Here is a 17,820-nt window from a genome sequence, read left to right on the forward strand (position 1 = left end):
AATTAGCTAATCAACAGACATGATATTAATCTTTAAATTTGAAGTCGCTTTAATATGATCCATAACGCTGAACACCAACTTATGTTTTACTTGTGCATCCGCTTTAATGATCACATTCTGGGTATCAACCTCAGCTAAAGCGCGTTCTATATTTGCTTCAACACGCTCTAAATCAATTAATCGTTTTGGCTTATTACCATACCTTAACCATATTTGTTCTTGTGCTGTGATTTCAATATAAATAGCGCTATTCACACTCACTTTAGCACTATTATTTTCAGATTTATTAACTTCTATCGCAAGCTCTTTTACGAATGATGTTGTTACGATAAAAAATATCAACAAAATAAACACTATATCCAGCATAGGGGTCATATCTACATCAGCATCAGTCTCTCTATAAATTCGTTTTTTCGGGTCATTATGATGTCCTACTCAGTTCACATCATTTTTTAAAGTTAGTAAACAAAGCTCAAGTGAGCAATATTAAGAAAAGTAATAAAAAGAGATATTGGAGGCTTTATGAATAACAAATAGGGTGAGACTTTTGGCTTTTTCCCTATCCCTCTCACAGAACCTTACGTACGGACCTCGTATACGGATCCTGCATACTTCATATCACCATCATTAGTGCCACAATGCTAATTTGTAATCTAGTATAGTACGCCTTATGGCCATCGCTCATTTTCCAAACATTGTGGTAACTTTCATCGCAGGATTTGGCGTTCTAGCACAAAGGCAATCTACCAAACTTCACTACAATTACTTCTCATATACAATCTGTCACATCAGACGTCATTATTCCTAGTGCACCAATTCGGCTTGTCCCGCTGATCAGGCGGCTTGTGTATCAATGATAAAAACTCACAACTCATCAAAGTCTTAAAGCATGCTTCCCCTTTCGCAATCAATTAAAGCTTTTGACTAAAATTGACTCCATCAAACATGATGTGATGGTCCACTTGGTTTTCTCCTCCACACCATTACTGGCTTTCATCGGCCTAGCCTTACTCGCTACTACGGGATCATCTGCCACCTCACACTCGCAATATTCTTGAGTCACCTCTTGAATAACACGTTCAATCATTCGGATTGGATACAGTGCCAGGCTTCCCCCGTTACTGCAATAGCTCCCTGTTAGAAATACCACCCTCAAACACCGTATTGGATTAACTAAGTATCGGGCGTCGCACTATTTTGGACGCTTACCTACCAATACCGCAGAAACAGGTTACGGTTAGTTGTGTACCTCTAACTTCTTATGGCTTCCTTCAACCTCACCGTTAGCCAATAACGCCCTTACCATTCAGATTATCTTCCCCTTAGTCAGCATGATAAAGCTTCTTGCAGCCTATCCGGTTTGCCAGCTTCGCTGGGCAAAAAAAAGCACATTTCATCTTAGAATGTGCTTTGGTTAATTTAATATTTAAATCACGCCACGCAGTGGCCTTAATTAAATTTGTGGGGATAATCTAATGTTCTTTAAGCATCTCATCAAATTTATTTACGATTGAATGCTGTGGTTCACCAGATAGTTTACTCACTATGATGATTGTCAAAGTACATAAGATAAAGCCTGGTACTAATTCATACATAGTGGCACTTAATGATTCACCATTTATTGTAATTGGCGCATATATCCAGAATAAAACGGTTGCAGCACCAACAACCATCCCCGCTAAAGCGCCATTACGGTTCATTTTACTCCAATAAAGACTTAGCATTACAACAGGACCAAAAGCAGCACCAAAACCAGCCCATGCATTACTGACTAGAGTAAGAATTGAACTATCTCTATCGTATGCTAAAAATATAGCAACTAGTGCCACTAAAAATACAGAAATACGACCCACTAAAACTAACTGTTTATCACTTGCATCTTTATTTAAAAATGCTTGATAAAAATCCCCCGTTAACGAACTAGAAGTTACTAATAGTTGTGACGATATTGTACTCATAATTGCAGCTAAAATGGCTGCTAATAAAAAACCAGCAATCACAGGGTGAAATAAAATTTGTGATAATAAAATAAATATAGTTTCAGGATCATCTAATTGAATACCTGTAGATGCTACATAAGCAATACCCGCAAAACCTGTCGCCATAGCACCTATGATTGATATTATCATCCAACTCATTCCAATTCGTCTTGCTACAGGCATATCTTTCACTGAACGAATTGCCATAAACCTGACAATAATATGTGGTTGTCCAAAATAACCTAGACCCCAAGCCATAGCTGAAATAATCCCAAGTACACTGACACCATTGAGCATATTCAATAGCTCAGGATTAATAGCAGTGATAGATTGGTGCATTTTATTTATCCCTCCTACTTCATTTATTGCAACAAATGGTACCAAAACTAAAGCAACAAACATAATGCAACCTTGTACAAAATCAGTAAGGCTTACAGCTAAAAATCCACCAAATAAAGTATATGCAACTACAACTCCAGCTGTGACATATAAGCCAAACTCATAATTAATACCAAATGATGACTCGAATAATTTACCGCCAGCGACTATTCCTGATGATGTATACAAGGTAAAAAATACAATTATAACGATTGATGAAACTAACCTTAGCATATGAGATTTATCTTCAAAACGATTTTCAAAAAAATCAGGTAGGGTAATAGAATCATTAGCAATTTCAGTGTAAGTTCGTAATCTAGGAGCAACAATTAAATAATTTAAAAATGCGCCAATGACTAAACCAATTCCAATCCATAAACTACTTAAACCTGAAAGGTACATAGCACCAGGTAGACCCATTAGCATCCAACCACTCATATCTGAAGCACCGGCTGATAATGCGGCAACACTCGGACTTAAACTGCGACCACCCAACATATAACCAGATACATCACTGGTTGATTTTTTATAAGCATAAAAACCTATGCCGAGCATAACGATAAAATATATCGCTAATGAAATAAGCGTTCCTAATTCCAAGCTAACCTCCAATAAAGTGATTGTTATATACATATATGTAATAGTTACTTACAATACCATTTTTTAATAATCTATTACTATATCCCCCCTAACAAATGAATATTTAAATACGATAACGACACAATATTGTCAGATAATTGAAATATTTAATGTAAAAACATCATATTTACAATATATTCAAGGAAGCAGTACAATAATTAATATATTTGGGATACAGGTTCATTATTTATGTATTTTTACGCAGCAAGACAACCGATATTAGATCGAGAAAAAAAACTGTTTGCTTATGAATTGTTATTTCGCGATAGTTTGGATAATGTATTTCCCAATATTGACGAAAATGAAGCAACTACAAAGTTAATTGAAGGCAGCCAACTTGGCTTAGATGATATGACAGGTGATAAACCTGCATTTATCAACTTCACCCTTGATACACTTCAAAAGCGCTACGCTACTATGCTAAATAAAGAGCAAGTTGTAGTGGAAATTCTGGAAACTGTACAACCTGGTAAGCGACTACTCGCTATCGTTAAGGAGCTTAAGGAATTAGGATATACTCTAGCATTAGATGATTACATACATAATCCTGTTTGGAAACATTTTTATCCTTATATCGATATTATAAAAATTGATTTTTTAGAGATGGCGACGGAAGAAATTAAGCAAGTGATCAAAGATATCTCTCCCTATAAAAACATTAAGTTTTTAGCCGAAAAAGTAGAAACTTATGAACAATACCAATCTGCAATGGATATGGGATTTGCATATTTTCAAGGATATTTTTTCTCAAAGCCTGAAGTAATTCAAAGTAAAAGTCTTGCTCCTTCACAGATTACTTTAGCTGAGTTACTATATGAAACTTCAAAATCAGAAATGGATTTAAAAAAAATATCTGAAGTTTTTCAAAGAGATGTCAACTTAGCTTACAAATTATTACGTTATACCAATTCAGCTGCATTTAATCGCAGAGCAGAAATAGGTACAATAAAACAAGCTTTGGTTGTACTTGGCTTAGCAGAACTTAAAAAGTTCTTATCTGTCTTATTTACGGCGCAAGTCGCCTCAACAAAACCACCTGAATTAATGCGTCTATCACTTACTCGTGCCCGCTTTGCTGAATGTCTAGCAATAAAGCATGGACACATGAAAGACACCGCAATGGCTTTTCTTGCAGGTATGTTTTCTTTAATTGATGGCATTCTTGATCAAAATATGTCTGAAATTTTAGATAAGTTACCACTTTCTATTGAAATAAAAGATGCCATTCTGAAAAAGGAAGGTTTAATCGCTGATTATTTATCTTTAGTTGAGCATTATGAACTAGCTGACTGGGAACAAGCTAAAATGATTACAGAGCAACTAAATATTGATGTTAAAACTGTTCCTGACGCTTATCATGATGCAGTTTATTGGGCAAATACACAGATGGAAGCCATGTCTAAATAACCAGAACTCTAAGGCAATAAAAAAGCTGGAATTATATACTCCAGCTTTTTATGGATATTATTCAAGCTCTTCTAAAAAGTCCTCATCAAACTCTTCATCGTCTTCCTCTATTGAAAGATTACCATCATAAAGCTGATATAATTGTCTTTGTAAGTATATCTCTTTAACAAATATATACGGATCTATAGCTTCATTTAACAATCCTTCTTGAGGGAATAAAGATGCTCTCGCTTCTAATCCCTGAATTGTATAGCGCAATATCGTTTGCGGTAAACTCAAAGCAATTGATGGAATAACAAAGCCATCTACAACATCTCCAGAAACATTTCGAACTGTACTTGGCCCATATCCTGGTAACATTAAATAAGCGCCATTATCGGCCCCCCAAATACCCAAGGTTTGCCCGAAATCCTCATCAACCTGTGACAAGCCAATTTCAGTTGCAACATCAAAAATACCAAAGATTCCTACTGTAGAGTTAACTAAAAATCTTGCAATACTAATACCTGCATTGCCTGTTTTACCTTGCAAAGCTGCATTGATACCATCAACAGGTTCACCAATATTTTCAGTAAGGTTAACTAACCCTCTACGTACCGATTGTGGTGTGATTGTGATATAGCCTACAGCAGCAGGCCGTAAGATATACGTATCTAAAACATCCTTATTAAAATTATATAAAGGACGATTTATTGTTTGTAGTGGATCTTTCACATCTTGTTTTTCAATGGGTACTTGCGCACATCCTATAAATAAAAATAAAATTAAAAAAATCACTCCACTTTTAAGCATTAACATTCCTTATCAAAGTAACTGATCTACGACAACCGTTACCTCTGGTGAATTTTTCACTTCAATTGTATCACTTTTACCTTGAAGCTCTCCAGCAGCAGACATTACATTTTCATCAACTGATACTCTAACCGTTATAATAACTTGTTCAAATTGAGCAAGTGATAATTCCGCAACCATTGCATTTTTTTCAGATAGTGTAATCTCTAATGGAAAACTAAACTGACTCTGCTTAACAACAGCTAACGGCATTTTTGGTCCAGCAACAGCCTTTGCAAATACAAATAACGTCGCATTATTAGGGGTTTTATCCACTAAGTGATCTGCTAATTCAATTTTTACTTTTATTGCATTGTCATGTCCAGTAGAATTTTGTTCAATTTTGTAAAGTGACGCTTCAACAGATGAATTACTTTGAATATTAGTTGCCATGGCATGATTATTTAAAGGTTTTGCTGGTAATGACGAGATTTTGCCAACGAGTTCTTTAACTCTAAATTTAATCATTGCATAACGTTCATCATCTTTACTCATAGAGCTAAGTAACATATCAAATGCAGCCTTCGCTTCTAAAAAATCACCACGCTCGTACGCAATTAAGCCCAATAAAGAAATTGCATCAAAATTAGACGGCTCTACAGATAAAATAGTCGAGAGCATTGTCCCAGCCTGATTATAATCAGGCTCACCACTCATAAGCAGTAACTGCGTATAATTTAATAACACAGTGACATTACGAGAATTTAAACTTAATGTTTTATCAAAGGCTTGCATTGCAGACTTGTAATCACCTAATGACATATTTACTTGACCGAGCAACATCCAAGCCATTTCATCTTCGCCTTGTTTAGCAATTTTAGTTCTCAATCCTAAAGCGAATTGCTGTAACTCATTAGCAGTTAATGGTTCACCTTGCTGCATCATTGCTCGCTTACCAAGTTCAGGTAACGCAACTTGCGCTTTTTGCCATTGATTAAGCTGGCTGTAATTTCCTGTGGCATAATAAAAGATTGCAGTAAAGCTCAATAAAAATAAGCTGCCAGCTAATAATAAAGTTAAGTTATTACCTTTTACATTCAATTTTTTTTCTGGTGAAAGCTCATTTAACAAGCCTTTTTTTAACTCTATCACGGCTGAGCTAAAGTCTTCCAAACTAATTTTAGAAAGCTGAACATCATCATCTAACTCAGCTAAACGCTGATGATAAATATCTATTCTTTGCGCATTTTCACCACTTGATTGAGTTAAATCAGTTGCAGCCTTATCCGACTTTCGAATAAATGGAATTACGACAAAAATAGCACCGAGCAGTGCCAATAACACCAGAGTAAACCAAAGTGACATCATTGACCGGACTCCTGTTTCACTTGAACTGAATTATTCTGATATTGTGTAATAAGCTTAGTCAACTGAGCTTCATCTTTAACAGACCATTTTTGCTCAGTTGACGATTTTTTTTGACGAAAGATAACCGAACCAAAGCCAAACAATACAAATAAAACTGGCACCACCCATAAAACTAATGTTGACGCTGTAACAGGAGGTTTGTAATGAACAAAGTACCCATACCGATCAATCATATAATCAACAATAAAGTCTTTTGATTTATTTAGTTTTACTAATTCAATCACTTTGTCACGTAAATCTTTTGCTACGACAGCATTAGAATCTGCAATATTTTGATTTTGACATTTAGGACACCTGAGTTCTAAACTTAACTCTTTAAACAATTGTGCTTGTTGCATATTAGCAAAACTATGAGACTCTTCAACAGCAAGAATTACTGTTGAAACCCCCATTAACAATACAAAAAGGAAATATTTCATTATTACAACTTAACCTCTTTTAATTCAGTAAACTTAGGAGCAAATTTGGCTCGCCAAGTACGCTCATTTAAATCTCCTGTATGGTGTAATAAAATCACACCTGTACTATCAACTAAAAATGTTTCAGGTGCACCAGAAACACCTAAATCAAAAGCTAAGCTACGGTTTAAATCAAATATATTATATTGATATGGATTACCAGTTCGATCAAGCATATGAGAAACTTCATTTCTTAATGCTTGAATATTAAATTCACTATCGAAGTCTGGATCATACCCCTGCTCTAAATATAGACCTATAATTTCAACACCACGCTCACGAAGCTTGGTAAGGTAAGGTAATTCAACTAAACAAGTAGTGCACCAAGTACCCCAAACGTTGATTAAGTAAACTTTTCCTAATAAATCTTTCTCTGACCATGTTTTATTCTCTTGCATTAAATCAGGTAAGTTAAATGCGGGCATCTCCTGACCTAATCGACCTGTTTGTAACTCTCTTGGATTTGAAAATAACCCTTTAAATAAAAAGATACATAGTAAAAAAAATATGATTAGAGGCACAGAAAACATTAATTTGTTGTTTTTATTTTCATCACTCATGAACTTACCTCATCAGATGTAGCTGGCTGAGATGATTCATTTGTGTCTTTTGTTTTTTGCGAAGCCTTCGTAGTACCTCTATAACGTTTATCAAGTAAAATCAGCAAGCCTGCAAAAGATATTATTAAGCCACCTAACCACATCCATCTGATATATGGTTTATGATAAATCCTAAGTGCCCAAGCGCCGTTACTTAATTGCTCACCTAGCGCTACGTATAAATCACGCCCTAGAGAGGCATCTATTGCTGCTTCAGTCATAAACTGCATACCCACATTGTAACGACGCTTTTCAGCATGTAACTCAGTTACTTTTTCACCATTATTATAAATACTGACGACAGCAGCATGACCGGTATAATTAGCGCCGACAATTTCTTTAATACCATCAAAACGATATACATATTCATTTAATGTCACGGTTTCACCAGGCAGCATTCTGACATCTCGCTCAACAGAATATGCTGATGTTAATGCAATACCCATAACAACACATGCAAACCCAAAATGACCACTTACCATAGCCCAGTAGCTCGTAGTTAACTGCTTTAAACCTACTAGAATACTTGTTTGTTTTGTTGCTTTTTCAACGATATCGAATATCGTTGAAATTGTGACCCAAATCGCCAATAAAACCGCGATAAATGTCATTAATGACACAACATCATAACTTGAGTACAACCAACTCGCTGTAATTACGATGCTTATTAAAGCAATTAGCGATAATTTATTTTTTAATGTATTAAATTTGTTTTGTTTCCAACGCAATAATGGCGCTACACCTAAAGCAAATGCAAAAGGAACCAGTAAATAGCTAAACATTTCATTAAAGAATGGTTCGCCAATTGAAATAGACCCCATGCCTAATTCTTTATGCACTAACGGTAATAACGTACCTAACATAACGATTAAGGTCGCTACACATAACAAAATATTATTTAACCACAATGCAACTTCTCTAGAAAACAAACGATAACGTCCTGCACTATTCACTGCTGAAGCTCGCATAGCATATAGCGCTAAGCTACCACCGACAACGATGGCTAAGAAGCCTAATATGAATATGCCTCGACCTGGATCGGTTGTAAATGCATGCACCGATACAAGTACACCGGAGCGCACAATAAACGTACCTAATAAACTAAATGAGAAGCCCGCAATTGCTAATAAAACAGTCCATGACTTAAACACGCCTCGTTTTTCTGTCGCAGCTAAAGAATGTATTAGAGCAGTCGCAATCAACCAAGGCATCAATGAAGCATTTTCTACCGGGTCCCAAAACCACCAACCGCCCCAGCCTAATTCCGAATATGCCCACCAACTGCCTAAAGTAATACCTAAGGTTAAGAATAGCCAAGCAGCAATAGTCCAAGGACGAGACCATTTAGCCCAAGTATTATCTAGTTTTCCGGTTAACAATGCAGCAATAGCAAAAGAGAAAGTTACAGATAAACCAACATACCCCATATATAATAATGGCGGATGAATGATCATTCCAGGGTCTTGTAAAAGCGGATTTAAATCATGACCTTCAACGGGATAATAAGGTAATAAAGATTCAAATGGGCTTGACATTAATAAGGTGTAAAACATAAAACCGACACCTAAAAAGCCTAAAACGCCTAGTACACGAGCACGTAAAGGCCAAGGCAAAGATTGAGATGCAATAGATACAATTGCAGTCCAACCCGCTTGCATCACAAGCCATAACAGCATAGCGCCTTCATGACCACCCCAAGTCGATGTTATTTTATAATACCATGGTAAAGAGCTACTCGAATTACTTGCGACATATACTAAAGTAAAATCATCCGTTAAGCTGGCATAAACTAAAGCGGCATACGAAATAAATACAAATACACACTGCCCTATTGCCAAAGCAGGTGCTGCGCGCATAAGTCTTAAATTATTAGTATATGCTCCCCATAAAGGATAGATACATAATAAAATAGATAAACCTAATGCGATGGTTAAAGAGATATAACCCAATTCAGGGATCATCTAGCTATCTCCTTTTACATTATTATAAACTGGCTTTTGGTGTTTGATACCTTTAACTGCTTCAGCAACTTCAGGTGGCATATATTCTTCATCATGTTTAGCCAATACTTCAAATGCTTCAATGATATTGGGCGCAATTAAGTTTCCTTGCGCCACAATACCCTGACCTTCTCTGAATAAGTCAGGTAAAATACCTTTATAAATCACTTTTACAGTTGGACCTGTATCCATTAATTTAAATTCTACATGCAATGAATCTGGGTCTCTTTTCACCGAACCTGGTACGACCATGCCGCCAATTCTTAGCTTTTGACCGACCAAAGGTTTTTGCTTTTCAGGGCCTTTACCTTGGATTAATTCAGTTGGTGTGTAAAATAAGTTTATATTACCTTGAAGTGCATAAAGCACTAAGGCAACAGCAGAGCCTAAACCAAAAACAACTGCAAGCAGTGTCACCATGCGCTTTTTTCTTCTAGGGTTCATTATTTTGACTCCTGCTTTGCTTTTTTAATACGTGCTTCACGATCTAGCTGTTTAGCGACAGCATCTAGAATACGTTGGTGACTAAACTGACTATCTAAGAAAATGCTTAATAATATTAATGCACAAGTTCCAAAGGATAACCAAACATAAAAACCATAACCACCCATGGCTATAAAGTCTGAAAACGAATTAAACTGCATTATTATCCCCTATTTCACTTGTTACATTTTGAGTTTGGCTTTTTACTAAATCTCGTACCCAAGGACGATGCTTTTCACATAATAAGATTTCATTTTTTAAACGGATCAGAACAACTGTACCTACAAATGCAGAAAATGCCAAAATATTAACCATTAATGGCCAAAACATACTTGGATCAATCGCACTACCATCAAATTTAGTGATAGTTGCACCTTGATGCAACGTATTCCACCACTCAACTGAGAAATGGATAATAGGTAAATTAATAGATCCAACTAAAGCTAAAATACAAGAAGCTCGACCCGCACTACCTTTATCTTCAAAAGCATTATAAAGTGAAATAACACCTAAATATAAAAACAATAGAATTAACTCAGTAGTTAGCCTTGCATCCCAAACCCACCAGGCTCCCCACATAGGCTTACCCCATGCAGCACCTGTGATCAGCGCAATTAAGGTAACAGCCGCTCCAACAGGTGCGATTGCTATTACTGCAAGTTCAGCATTTTTTAGCTGCCAAACCAAAGCGATAAATGCAGCAATTGCCATTGAGGAATATGCGCCCATAGATAAAATAGCTGAAGGAACATGTATAAAAATAATTCTATAACTGTCTTTTTGTTGATAATCTGCTGGTGCAAAGCCTAAACCCCAAACCCAACCTACAATTAAACTTAATACAGCAATCATTGCAAAATACGGCAACAAGATGTTGCACAATCGATAGGCTGTTTGTGCCTTTGCATAAGGATGTAACCACTTCCACATAACTAATCCACACTCTTTTTAAACACGACGCAATATATTGACTTGCTACAGCAATATAAAATTTAAATTAACTTATACTGACTTTTAATGCTGACGAAACAGCAAATGGCGCCAAAACCAAACCTACAGCTAACATTGCACCTAAAATTGCAAGTTGAGCAGTATAATCCAGAGACATAGCACTCGTATCAATTGCCGACGTTGCAAAAATAAGTACAGGAATATACAAAGGTAGAACCAATAAACTTAGTAAAATTCCTCCTTTTTGTAAACCTACAGTTAAACCAGCGCCAATCGCACCAATTAAACTTAATAACGGCGTACCAATCAATAATGTCACAACTGCTGCTTGCATTGAATTGGCATCTAAGTTGAGCAAAAGGCCAAACATAGGTGAAAATAAAACAAGCGGTAATCCAGTAACAGACCAGTGTGCAGTAATTTTAGCAACAACAATCAATGATGTTGGGTATGGGCTCATTAATAACTGCTCTAAAGACCCATCTTGATAATCATCTCTAAATATTTTATCTAAACCCAACATAGTTGAAAGTAATGCTGCGACCCAGATAATCCCCGGTGCCATTCGTGTTAATAATTGAGGTTCAGGGCCTATCCCTAGAGGGAATAAGCTAATAACGATCAAGAAAAAGAGTAAAGGATTAATAATTTCAGAACGTTGCCTAAAAGCCAGTAAAACATCTTTCTTATAAACAGAAAAAAATAATTGGCGATATGAATATTGTCTTTGCATTAAATACGGTACTCCAAAGATAATACTTTTAAATCATCAAAATGTTCAGTTAAGTCTTGATGTGAAGTTAATAAAATACTGCCACCTCGATTCAATTGCAGTTTGAACTGCTCTTGAAGTAAAGTAACCCCCTTTTTATCAACTGCCGTAAATGGCTCATCCAACATCCATAACTTTGCATCTGAAATCCATAACCTCGCCAAAGCGACACGTCGCTGCTGACCAGCGGACAACATTCTAACGGGAATATCTTCTAGACCAACCAAACCTAAATTTGCTAATACGTCATAAATATCTAACAAATTGTTCTTACAAGCCTGAGCATACCCGTGAGTCTCTTGCCAAAATTGAATATTTTCAATGGCATTAAGTTGCGTATTCACCCCAGTTTTATGGCCAATATACAGTAATTCAGAAAAAAAACTGTCTTCATCATCGGCGATATTGTTATCAAACCAAAATCGATAGCCTTGCTCTAATCTTGTAAATCCAGATAAAATCCTAAACAATGATGTTTTTCCGGCGCCATTAGGACCCTCAATTTGCATTATTGACCCTTGAGGCAATTCAAAACTTAAGTTTTCAAATAAGCAACGATCTTGTCTGATACAGGTTATGTTTTCAACTTTTAACAACTATAACACTCTTAACAGCCCTAATTTTATAGGGGTATTTTCTATAGGAAGTAGTCTATCATAATGGTATTGCAAAACGTAAAAGCTTTAACTGGAATTAACTGCAAATCGACAAAAAAGTGATTTATGCCAATATTTAGTTTTATATGATGGTTTTTTCTAAATATAAAATAAAATAAAAGACCTAAAATCTTAAATGAAACATAATAAATAACTAACTTTATATGACTGATACTAAAAGCATTTCAAAAAATACAATCGCACAGCAGTTTTCAATAACTGATGACAGCTCACCTTTGCTTAAACATCTAAAATCAGATACCCTTTTGAATGTTAAAAATGTGACAAGTACAGGGTCACTATTGCAACTTGAGATCCAACTAAACGGCAAATGGGAGAAAGTAACTTTAGCATTAGATTCAGCCAATAAAAATAAAGAGATTCAAATTAATGACGGCAAGTTAATTATTCATAATGATGGTTTGAAAATAACTCTAATTGCAAATAACGACACCAAAACCTCAGCTTTAAATACTCAAGACATATTAAAAATACTCCATTTATTTGTTCAACCTAAAGCCCAAAAAGAAACGTATATTGGCAATATACTGACTTCAAAGGATAATCAAGAAGTCTCTCTTTTAGCACAGTTAAATAAAAATCTAAAAAACACATTGAGCATTCCTGCACTTAAAGCAAATATCCAATTACCATCCAATATTACACACCAATTAAACTTAAATACTCATGTTTTACTTAATTTACAAGAATCAAACAAGGAAATAATAGCAAAAATATACCTCCCGAAATCAAATGCACCGGCATTTGAATTGAAGGTGCCCATTGAGAAAGTAATTCAATGGTTTAAATCAACTCAAGTTGATTTAAAGATAAAAAGCTCAAATACAGCCAATAGTCAAATAAAACAAAATAATAATATCACCACCGTTTCAGCTAATATTTCACCAAAGCTTTCCAATTGGCAAAATGCAAAAATCATAAATCAAGGCAGTAACATCAAAATTGAGTCTATATTTGTGCCTGTCGATTTAAATCTCACTACAAGCATATATAAGTCATTATTAAAGCAAAACAGTTCAAATAGCATGACTGATACAATATTGAAAATACATTCAAAAAATACAGAACATAACCTTGCAGTGCTTAAAGGTCATGAACACATTAAAACCCATTCAGTAGTTGCAAAAAACGAAAATATCGAAACGCCTTTCAGTAAAGTCGTAAACTCGATCAAAGCTGCATTTACAACAAACTCAGAGCTTGTAAACCAAATAAAAACTTCTGTACAACACTCCAATTTAAGAAACAAAAATATAGACTCAGTTACACCAAACAAAGAACCTAATATAGAAACAACTAATAAGTCGTTAACCAACCAATTAAAGACTAATTTTCTTCCAAATAGTAGCCAAAGTGAAAGCATTAAAGTTAACCCCACAATGAACGAGGAGTTAAGAAAAACTCAACTAAATATACCGCCCCAACAAAGTAACAAACAAGTTAACTCAAACCTATCTAAACCTTTAAGGCAGACTATAGAGAGTAATAAAACTCAAGAACTTGATGCTAAAAAGTTTAGCTTATCAACACAAAATACAAAATCAGATAATGTATTTACTGTAAAAAATGCTCCTCAAACTCCCGAACTAAATAAATTAGTAAACCAAGCCTTTAGTAAAATGATAACTCCAAAAAATATTTCAACTGATAAAGTACGCTCCGAAATACTATCAACCGTTCAGCCTAATTTATTAAATCAAACTGAACAATCAAATACTTTTAGTAACTCGATTCAGGAGCTTGCTCTGAGCTTATTGGCTTCCCACAGTATAAACCAAAAAATTGAAGATAATATAAGTTCAATAAACAAATACACTCAAAAATTAGATCAATTATTACAACTTATATTTCCTGGACTAAAAACTAAAACGCGTAATATTATTAAAGAAGCGAGAACAAAAGCAGGAAGTGCACTGATTCAAGAATTAGGACAGATGCAACATACAGTAAAGCATTCACAGCAACAACTTATTCAAAACCATGTAACAAATACGCAGGCAGACAATTTATCCAATACAATCTTACAATTTCTATTACCCATGCAATTACCTGAAACAGTAAAACAAACTGAGATTAATTTAGGGCGTTATAAAAAGAACAAAGAAGACGGAGAACTCAAGGATGTTTGGTTCATACGCTTGAATTTTAATTTTGAAACATTAGGTCAACTACAAGTGAATGCGCAGTTAATGGATAAAAATGTTGAATGTACATTTCTGGGCACAAAGCAAAAATTGATCGAGAAAGCTGAACCTTATATCAACATGTTAAAACAAAGATTAATAGAACACGGACTATCGGTAGGTAAAATGACTATAGAGCAAGGCCGACATCATTCTAATGAAAGTTATAATGAACATTCAATTATAAATATAAAGGTTTAAGTTATGCGTAAAGACGATGAACAATATAAAGAGCAAAAATCAGCCATAGGTCTTCTTTATGATGGTAACTCAGCACCGAGCGTTTCACTAAAAGGTTTTGGAGAATTTGCAGAGCATATTATTATAGAGGCCCAAGATAAAGGTATTTTAATTCATGAAGATAAGGTATTAGCTGACACATTAAAAACGTTAGAGTTAGGCCAAGAGATCCCCAAAGAGCTCTATATACTCATTGCTGAATTAATCGCATTTTCATATGTATTACAAGGTAAGTTCCCACCTGGGTGGCAAGGTTTAACAGGGAGTTTGAATCTCAAAGCTTAGATGGAAATGGTTTCGTCTTTATATATTAAATATCAAAATAGAAACCATAAATACTATTTTTGTTGATGTAATGAAAGTAAAAGCTCAGCTTCAGCTCGAGGTAACTCGCACTCCTTCATCACTTCATCTAATTGAGCTCCTAACTCAACCATTTTTACGGCGCGAGAATACATTTTAGAGTCAGGATCGTTATATTGCAGCTCTTGCTGATTTTGTGATAATTCTTGACTCGTTTGCTCTAGTTGCAAAATACGTTTCCCCATATTCAATAAGCCACCACGTAACTCGTCAATTTCACTACGAAGAATTATATTCTGCTGTTTTAAATCTGAAAAACTTTCATTTAGTTCGTTATTAAAGTTTTTATTTTTTTTATTTTCTAAAAATATAAAGGCAATAATGACGAACGATACAACTAAACTTAAAACAGATGTAATTATTATATTTTCCAACTCTAACAACCAATAAAAGCTTGAGAAAATGCTAGAGAGAAAACACTAAAAATCATTTAGATCTCTCCATTCTTCTTCACTTAATAGCTTATCTAAATCGACTAAGATTAATAGCTGACCATTTCGATTTGAGACACCTTGAATAAATTTGGCACTCTCTTCTGTACCAATATTTGGCGTACTATCAATCTCTGAGCGTCTTAAATAAACGACTTCAGCAACGCTATCAACCAAAATACCGATAACTTGTTTTTCAGCTTCAATAATTACAATACGTGAATCATCTGTCACATCTAAACCAGACAAACCAAAGCGAGTACTAGTATCTATAACAGTTACTACATTACCGCGTAGGTTTATAATGCCTAATACATAACTAGGTGCACCAGGAACAGGAGCGATTTCCGTATAACGTAATACTTCTTGTACTTGCATTACATTAATACCGTAAGTTTCATTTTCTAATCGAAATGTTACCCATTGTAGGACCTCATCACTTGCATCTGCGGCATTTACTGATGTAATTCTTTGTTCATTCATATTCATGCTCCCACGCGATTATTTTCATTCGTGATATTTATTTTTTAAATTCTCTGCTATCTAACCCTTGATCCAGTAATTCAGTTAATGAATCAACATCAATCAAAGCACACATTTTGTCTTTTATTAAACCAGCTAACCAAGGTCGCTTCCCAGACTGTTCTCTCCATTTAACATCATCACTTTTCAAAGTAACGTTATTTATTAAGTTTTCTGCTTGTAAGCCCCAACTTGTTTCGCCTAACATTATAAGGTATTGATAATTTAAATTTTTCTCAAGAGCTTCATTATATTTTTCTGGCATAACCCATTGTGCTGTATCAATAACATTTAATTTTGTACCCCGATGAAGCATAACGCCTTTAAACCACTTAGGTTTTGAAAATACTTTATTTATTTCATCAAGTTTATGGATCCCACCTAAAGACTTGAGAGGTACAGCTAAAGTTAATCCGGCAACTTTAAAAAATAGGGCTTGAAACTCTCCAGTTCGATATTCAGCTTCTTGTGTTAAATTAGAAATACTGTTTTGCTTTTGTATTTCATCTACTAATATAGAGATTGTAGGTGGTTTTTCTTCATCTTGCTTAAGCTTAATTGCGATTTCAGCGGGTTTAATAGTTTTTTTGATAACTTGAACTTCTTCGGGCTCAACAACTTGTTCAAGTAACTTTTCAACTGGCTGTAAAACTGCTTTATTTAATACTTCCTCTTCTGTTAATAAAGCTGTGAGATATTGTTTCATTATCTTTTCATTTGCAAATAAAGGCTTATTCATCTAAGGCCTCTGATACAGAGTGTTTATCTAACTTTTGTAGGTGATCCAGTAATGTTAAATATGCGTAGACTCCACGTGACTTTGGACAATACGTTATTGGTGATTTCATCGCTAGGCTTGCATCTCTAAACTTAGTATCTATTGGGATCACTCCGGGCCAAACTTTTTCTTCATATGTAGCACGTAATGTTTTATAGGCTTCCAATGAAGCTTTAGTACGTTTATCATACATCGTAGGAATAATTGTATATCTATATTTCTTAGATTGTGAGCTTTGCATTAATTGCATCGTTCTCATCATACGATCTAACCCTTTTAAGGCTAAGAATTCTGTTTGCACTGGGATTAGAACCCGTTCACTTGCAGCTAATGCATTAACCATCAAAACTCCTAACACTGGTGGACAATCCAATATTGCATAATCATATTCATCTGCAATTTTAGCCAAGGCTTTAGTTAATATTAAGCCCATCCCGCTTTTATTCCCCATGTAACGATCTAAAGTTGCTATTGCCATAGTTGCAGGTAAAATATCTAAATTATTCATCGTAGAAGGGCATAATGCTTGTAATATTTCTTCTTTATTCATGGCTTTATTTCTAGAAAAAACATCATAAACACTCACTTCTAATTCTTCAGAATCAATGCCAAAATAATATGTTAAGGATGCATGAGGATCAGTATCAATGAGTAATACTCTCTTGCCTTTAGATGCAAGTATGCCACCTAAAGTAACTGTGGTGGTTGTTTTACCTACACCACCTTTTTGATTCGCCACTGTCCAAATTTTCAAAATTAAT

19 protein-coding genes are annotated in these 17,820 nt (G+C 34.9%); 3 read left to right on the forward strand and 16 right to left on the reverse strand.

Features of this window, described 5'->3' with window-relative positions; all coding sequences use genetic code 11:
• Positions 1–6: 6 nt before the first annotated feature.
• On the reverse strand, positions 7–375 hold the full coding sequence (locus tag CJF42_RS09320; protein WP_095366427.1) for an ExbD/TolR family protein: 369 nt from the start codon (positions 373–375) through the stop codon (positions 7–9).
• Positions 376–1,472: 1,097 nt separating this feature from the next.
• On the reverse strand, positions 1,473–2,957 hold the full coding sequence (putP, locus tag CJF42_RS09325; protein ID WP_095366428.1) for a sodium/proline symporter PutP: 1,485 nt from the start codon (positions 2,955–2,957) through the stop codon (positions 1,473–1,475).
• Positions 2,958–3,185: 228 nt separating this feature from the next.
• Between putP and CJF42_RS09330 the strand changes: the two genes are divergently transcribed.
• A complete protein-coding gene (locus tag CJF42_RS09330; RefSeq protein ID WP_095366429.1) occupies positions 3,186–4,403 on the forward strand; it encodes an EAL and HDOD domain-containing protein in 1,218 nt (405 codons plus the stop codon).
• Between the two features lie 57 nt (positions 4,404–4,460).
• On the opposite strand, the gene CJF42_RS09335 is transcribed toward CJF42_RS09330, so the two are convergent.
• The 10 genes from CJF42_RS09335 to ccmA form a co-directional block, all read right to left on the reverse strand.
• The gene (locus CJF42_RS09335) at positions 4,461–5,195 is read right to left on the reverse strand and encodes an MlaA family lipoprotein (RefSeq protein ID WP_095366430.1); all 735 of its coding nucleotides are present in this window, start codon (positions 5,193–5,195) and stop codon (positions 4,461–4,463) included.
• Positions 5,196–5,207: 12 nt separating this feature from the next.
• Positions 5,208–6,542: a c-type cytochrome biogenesis protein CcmI gene (gene ccmI / locus CJF42_RS09340; protein ID WP_095366431.1), complete on the reverse strand. Its 1,335-nt coding sequence runs from the start codon at positions 6,540–6,542 to the stop codon at positions 5,208–5,210.
• Complete coding sequence (locus CJF42_RS09345) at positions 6,539–7,021, reverse strand: cytochrome c-type biogenesis protein (RefSeq protein ID WP_095366432.1); 483 nt, start codon at positions 7,019–7,021, stop codon at positions 6,539–6,541. Before CJF42_RS09345 ends, ccmI begins: the two co-directional genes overlap by 4 nt.
• A 2-nt stretch (positions 7,022–7,023) precedes the next feature.
• The gene (locus CJF42_RS09350) at positions 7,024–7,590 is read right to left on the reverse strand and encodes a redoxin family protein (RefSeq protein ID WP_095366468.1); all 567 of its coding nucleotides are present in this window, start codon (positions 7,588–7,590) and stop codon (positions 7,024–7,026) included.
• 26 nt (positions 7,591–7,616) lie between these two features.
• Positions 7,617–9,620 (reverse strand): heme lyase CcmF/NrfE family subunit, encoded by a 2,004-nt coding sequence (locus tag CJF42_RS09355; RefSeq protein ID WP_095366433.1) that lies wholly within the window; start codon positions 9,618–9,620, stop codon positions 7,617–7,619.
• On the reverse strand, positions 9,621–10,103 hold the full coding sequence (ccmE, locus tag CJF42_RS09360) for a cytochrome c maturation protein CcmE (protein WP_095366434.1): 483 nt from the start codon (positions 10,101–10,103) through the stop codon (positions 9,621–9,623). It lies immediately after the preceding gene.
• The gene (ccmD, locus tag CJF42_RS09365; RefSeq protein ID WP_095366435.1) at positions 10,103–10,303 is read right to left on the reverse strand and encodes a heme exporter protein CcmD; all 201 of its coding nucleotides are present in this window, start codon (positions 10,301–10,303) and stop codon (positions 10,103–10,105) included. The genes ccmE and ccmD overlap by 1 nt, the downstream gene beginning before the upstream one ends.
• Positions 10,293–11,072 (reverse strand): heme ABC transporter permease, encoded by a 780-nt coding sequence (locus tag CJF42_RS09370; protein WP_095366436.1) that lies wholly within the window; start codon positions 11,070–11,072, stop codon positions 10,293–10,295. The genes ccmD and CJF42_RS09370 overlap by 11 nt, the downstream gene beginning before the upstream one ends.
• 67 nt (positions 11,073–11,139) lie before the next feature.
• Positions 11,140–11,826 carry a heme exporter protein CcmB gene (ccmB, locus tag CJF42_RS09375; RefSeq protein ID WP_095366437.1) on the reverse strand — a complete coding sequence of 229 codons (687 nt, stop codon included), beginning with the start codon at positions 11,824–11,826 and terminating at the stop codon, positions 11,140–11,142.
• Positions 11,826–12,461 carry a cytochrome c biogenesis heme-transporting ATPase CcmA gene (ccmA, locus tag CJF42_RS09380; protein WP_095366438.1) on the reverse strand — a complete coding sequence of 212 codons (636 nt, stop codon included), beginning with the start codon at positions 12,459–12,461 and terminating at the stop codon, positions 11,826–11,828. Before ccmA ends, ccmB begins: the two co-directional genes overlap by 1 nt.
• A gap of 224 nt (positions 12,462–12,685) precedes the next feature.
• Here ccmA and CJF42_RS09385 point away from each other — a divergent pair, with 224 nt between their 5' ends.
• Together CJF42_RS09385 and CJF42_RS09390 are read left to right on the forward strand one after the other, a co-directional pair.
• Positions 12,686–14,926 carry a flagellar hook-length control protein FliK gene (locus tag CJF42_RS09385; RefSeq protein ID WP_095366439.1) on the forward strand — a complete coding sequence of 747 codons (2,241 nt, stop codon included), beginning with the start codon at positions 12,686–12,688 and terminating at the stop codon, positions 14,924–14,926.
• A 3-nt stretch (positions 14,927–14,929) separates the two neighbouring features.
• On the forward strand, positions 14,930–15,250 hold the full coding sequence (locus CJF42_RS09390) for an EscU/YscU/HrcU family type III secretion system export apparatus switch protein (protein ID WP_095366440.1): 321 nt from the start codon (positions 14,930–14,932) through the stop codon (positions 15,248–15,250).
• A gap of 53 nt (positions 15,251–15,303) precedes the next feature.
• Here CJF42_RS09390 and CJF42_RS28545 read toward each other — a convergent pair whose 3' ends face one another.
• From CJF42_RS28545 to CJF42_RS09410, 4 genes are read right to left on the reverse strand one after another with little or no spacing between them, the layout of a single operon-like run.
• Positions 15,304–15,702 (reverse strand): DUF2802 domain-containing protein, encoded by a 399-nt coding sequence (locus CJF42_RS28545; RefSeq protein WP_252097571.1) that lies wholly within the window; start codon positions 15,700–15,702, stop codon positions 15,304–15,306.
• 45 nt (positions 15,703–15,747) lie between these two features.
• Positions 15,748–16,242 carry a chemotaxis protein CheW gene (locus CJF42_RS09400; RefSeq protein ID WP_095366441.1) on the reverse strand — a complete coding sequence of 165 codons (495 nt, stop codon included), beginning with the start codon at positions 16,240–16,242 and terminating at the stop codon, positions 15,748–15,750.
• A gap of 37 nt (positions 16,243–16,279) precedes the next feature.
• Positions 16,280–17,020, reverse strand: coding sequence for a chemotaxis protein CheW (locus CJF42_RS09405; protein WP_095366442.1), 741 nt, complete (start codon positions 17,018–17,020; stop codon positions 16,280–16,282).
• Positions 17,013–17,813, reverse strand: coding sequence for a ParA family protein (locus CJF42_RS09410; protein WP_095366443.1), 801 nt, complete (start codon positions 17,811–17,813; stop codon positions 17,013–17,015). The genes CJF42_RS09405 and CJF42_RS09410 overlap by 8 nt, the downstream gene beginning before the upstream one ends.
• Between the last annotated feature and the right edge of the window lie 7 nt (positions 17,814–17,820).

Origin of the sequence: Pseudoalteromonas sp. NBT06-2, assembly GCF_002276045.1 — a bacterium.
Lineage (GTDB): Bacteria > Pseudomonadota > Gammaproteobacteria > Enterobacterales > Alteromonadaceae > Pseudoalteromonas.

Coding starts and splice junctions, on each gene's coding strand:
- CJF42_RS09320 (WP_095366427.1), bottom strand. CDS start 375: ATGACCCCTATGCTGGATATAGTGTTTATTTTGTTGATATTTTTTATC.
- CJF42_RS09330 (WP_095366429.1), top strand. CDS start 3,186: ATGTATTTTTACGCAGCAAGACAACCGATATTAGATCGAGAAAAAAAA.
- CJF42_RS09335 (WP_095366430.1), bottom strand. CDS start 5,195: ATGCTTAAAAGTGGAGTGATTTTTTTAATTTTATTTTTATTTATAGGA.
- ccmI (WP_095366431.1), bottom strand. CDS start 6,542: ATGATGTCACTTTGGTTTACTCTGGTGTTATTGGCACTGCTCGGTGCT.
- CJF42_RS09345 (WP_095366432.1), bottom strand. CDS start 7,021: ATGAAATATTTCCTTTTTGTATTGTTAATGGGGGTTTCAACAGTAATT.
- CJF42_RS09350 (WP_095366468.1), bottom strand. CDS start 7,590: ATGTTTTCTGTGCCTCTAATCATATTTTTTTTACTATGTATCTTTTTA.
- CJF42_RS09355 (WP_095366433.1), bottom strand. CDS start 9,620: ATGATCCCTGAATTGGGTTATATCTCTTTAACCATCGCATTAGGTTTA.
- ccmE (WP_095366434.1), bottom strand. CDS start 10,103: ATGAACCCTAGAAGAAAAAAGCGCATGGTGACACTGCTTGCAGTTGTT.
- ccmD (WP_095366435.1), bottom strand. CDS start 10,303: ATGCAGTTTAATTCGTTTTCAGACTTTATAGCCATGGGTGGTTATGGT.
- CJF42_RS09370 (WP_095366436.1), bottom strand. CDS start 11,072: ATGTGGAAGTGGTTACATCCTTATGCAAAGGCACAAACAGCCTATCGA.
- ccmB (WP_095366437.1), bottom strand. CDS start 11,826: ATGCAAAGACAATATTCATATCGCCAATTATTTTTTTCTGTTTATAAG.
- CJF42_RS09385 (WP_095366439.1), top strand. CDS start 12,686: ATGACTGATACTAAAAGCATTTCAAAAAATACAATCGCACAGCAGTTT.
- CJF42_RS09390 (WP_095366440.1), top strand. CDS start 14,930: ATGCGTAAAGACGATGAACAATATAAAGAGCAAAAATCAGCCATAGGT.
- CJF42_RS09400 (WP_095366441.1), bottom strand. CDS start 16,242: ATGAATGAACAAAGAATTACATCAGTAAATGCCGCAGATGCAAGTGAT.
- CJF42_RS09405 (WP_095366442.1), bottom strand. CDS start 17,020: ATGAATAAGCCTTTATTTGCAAATGAAAAGATAATGAAACAATATCTC.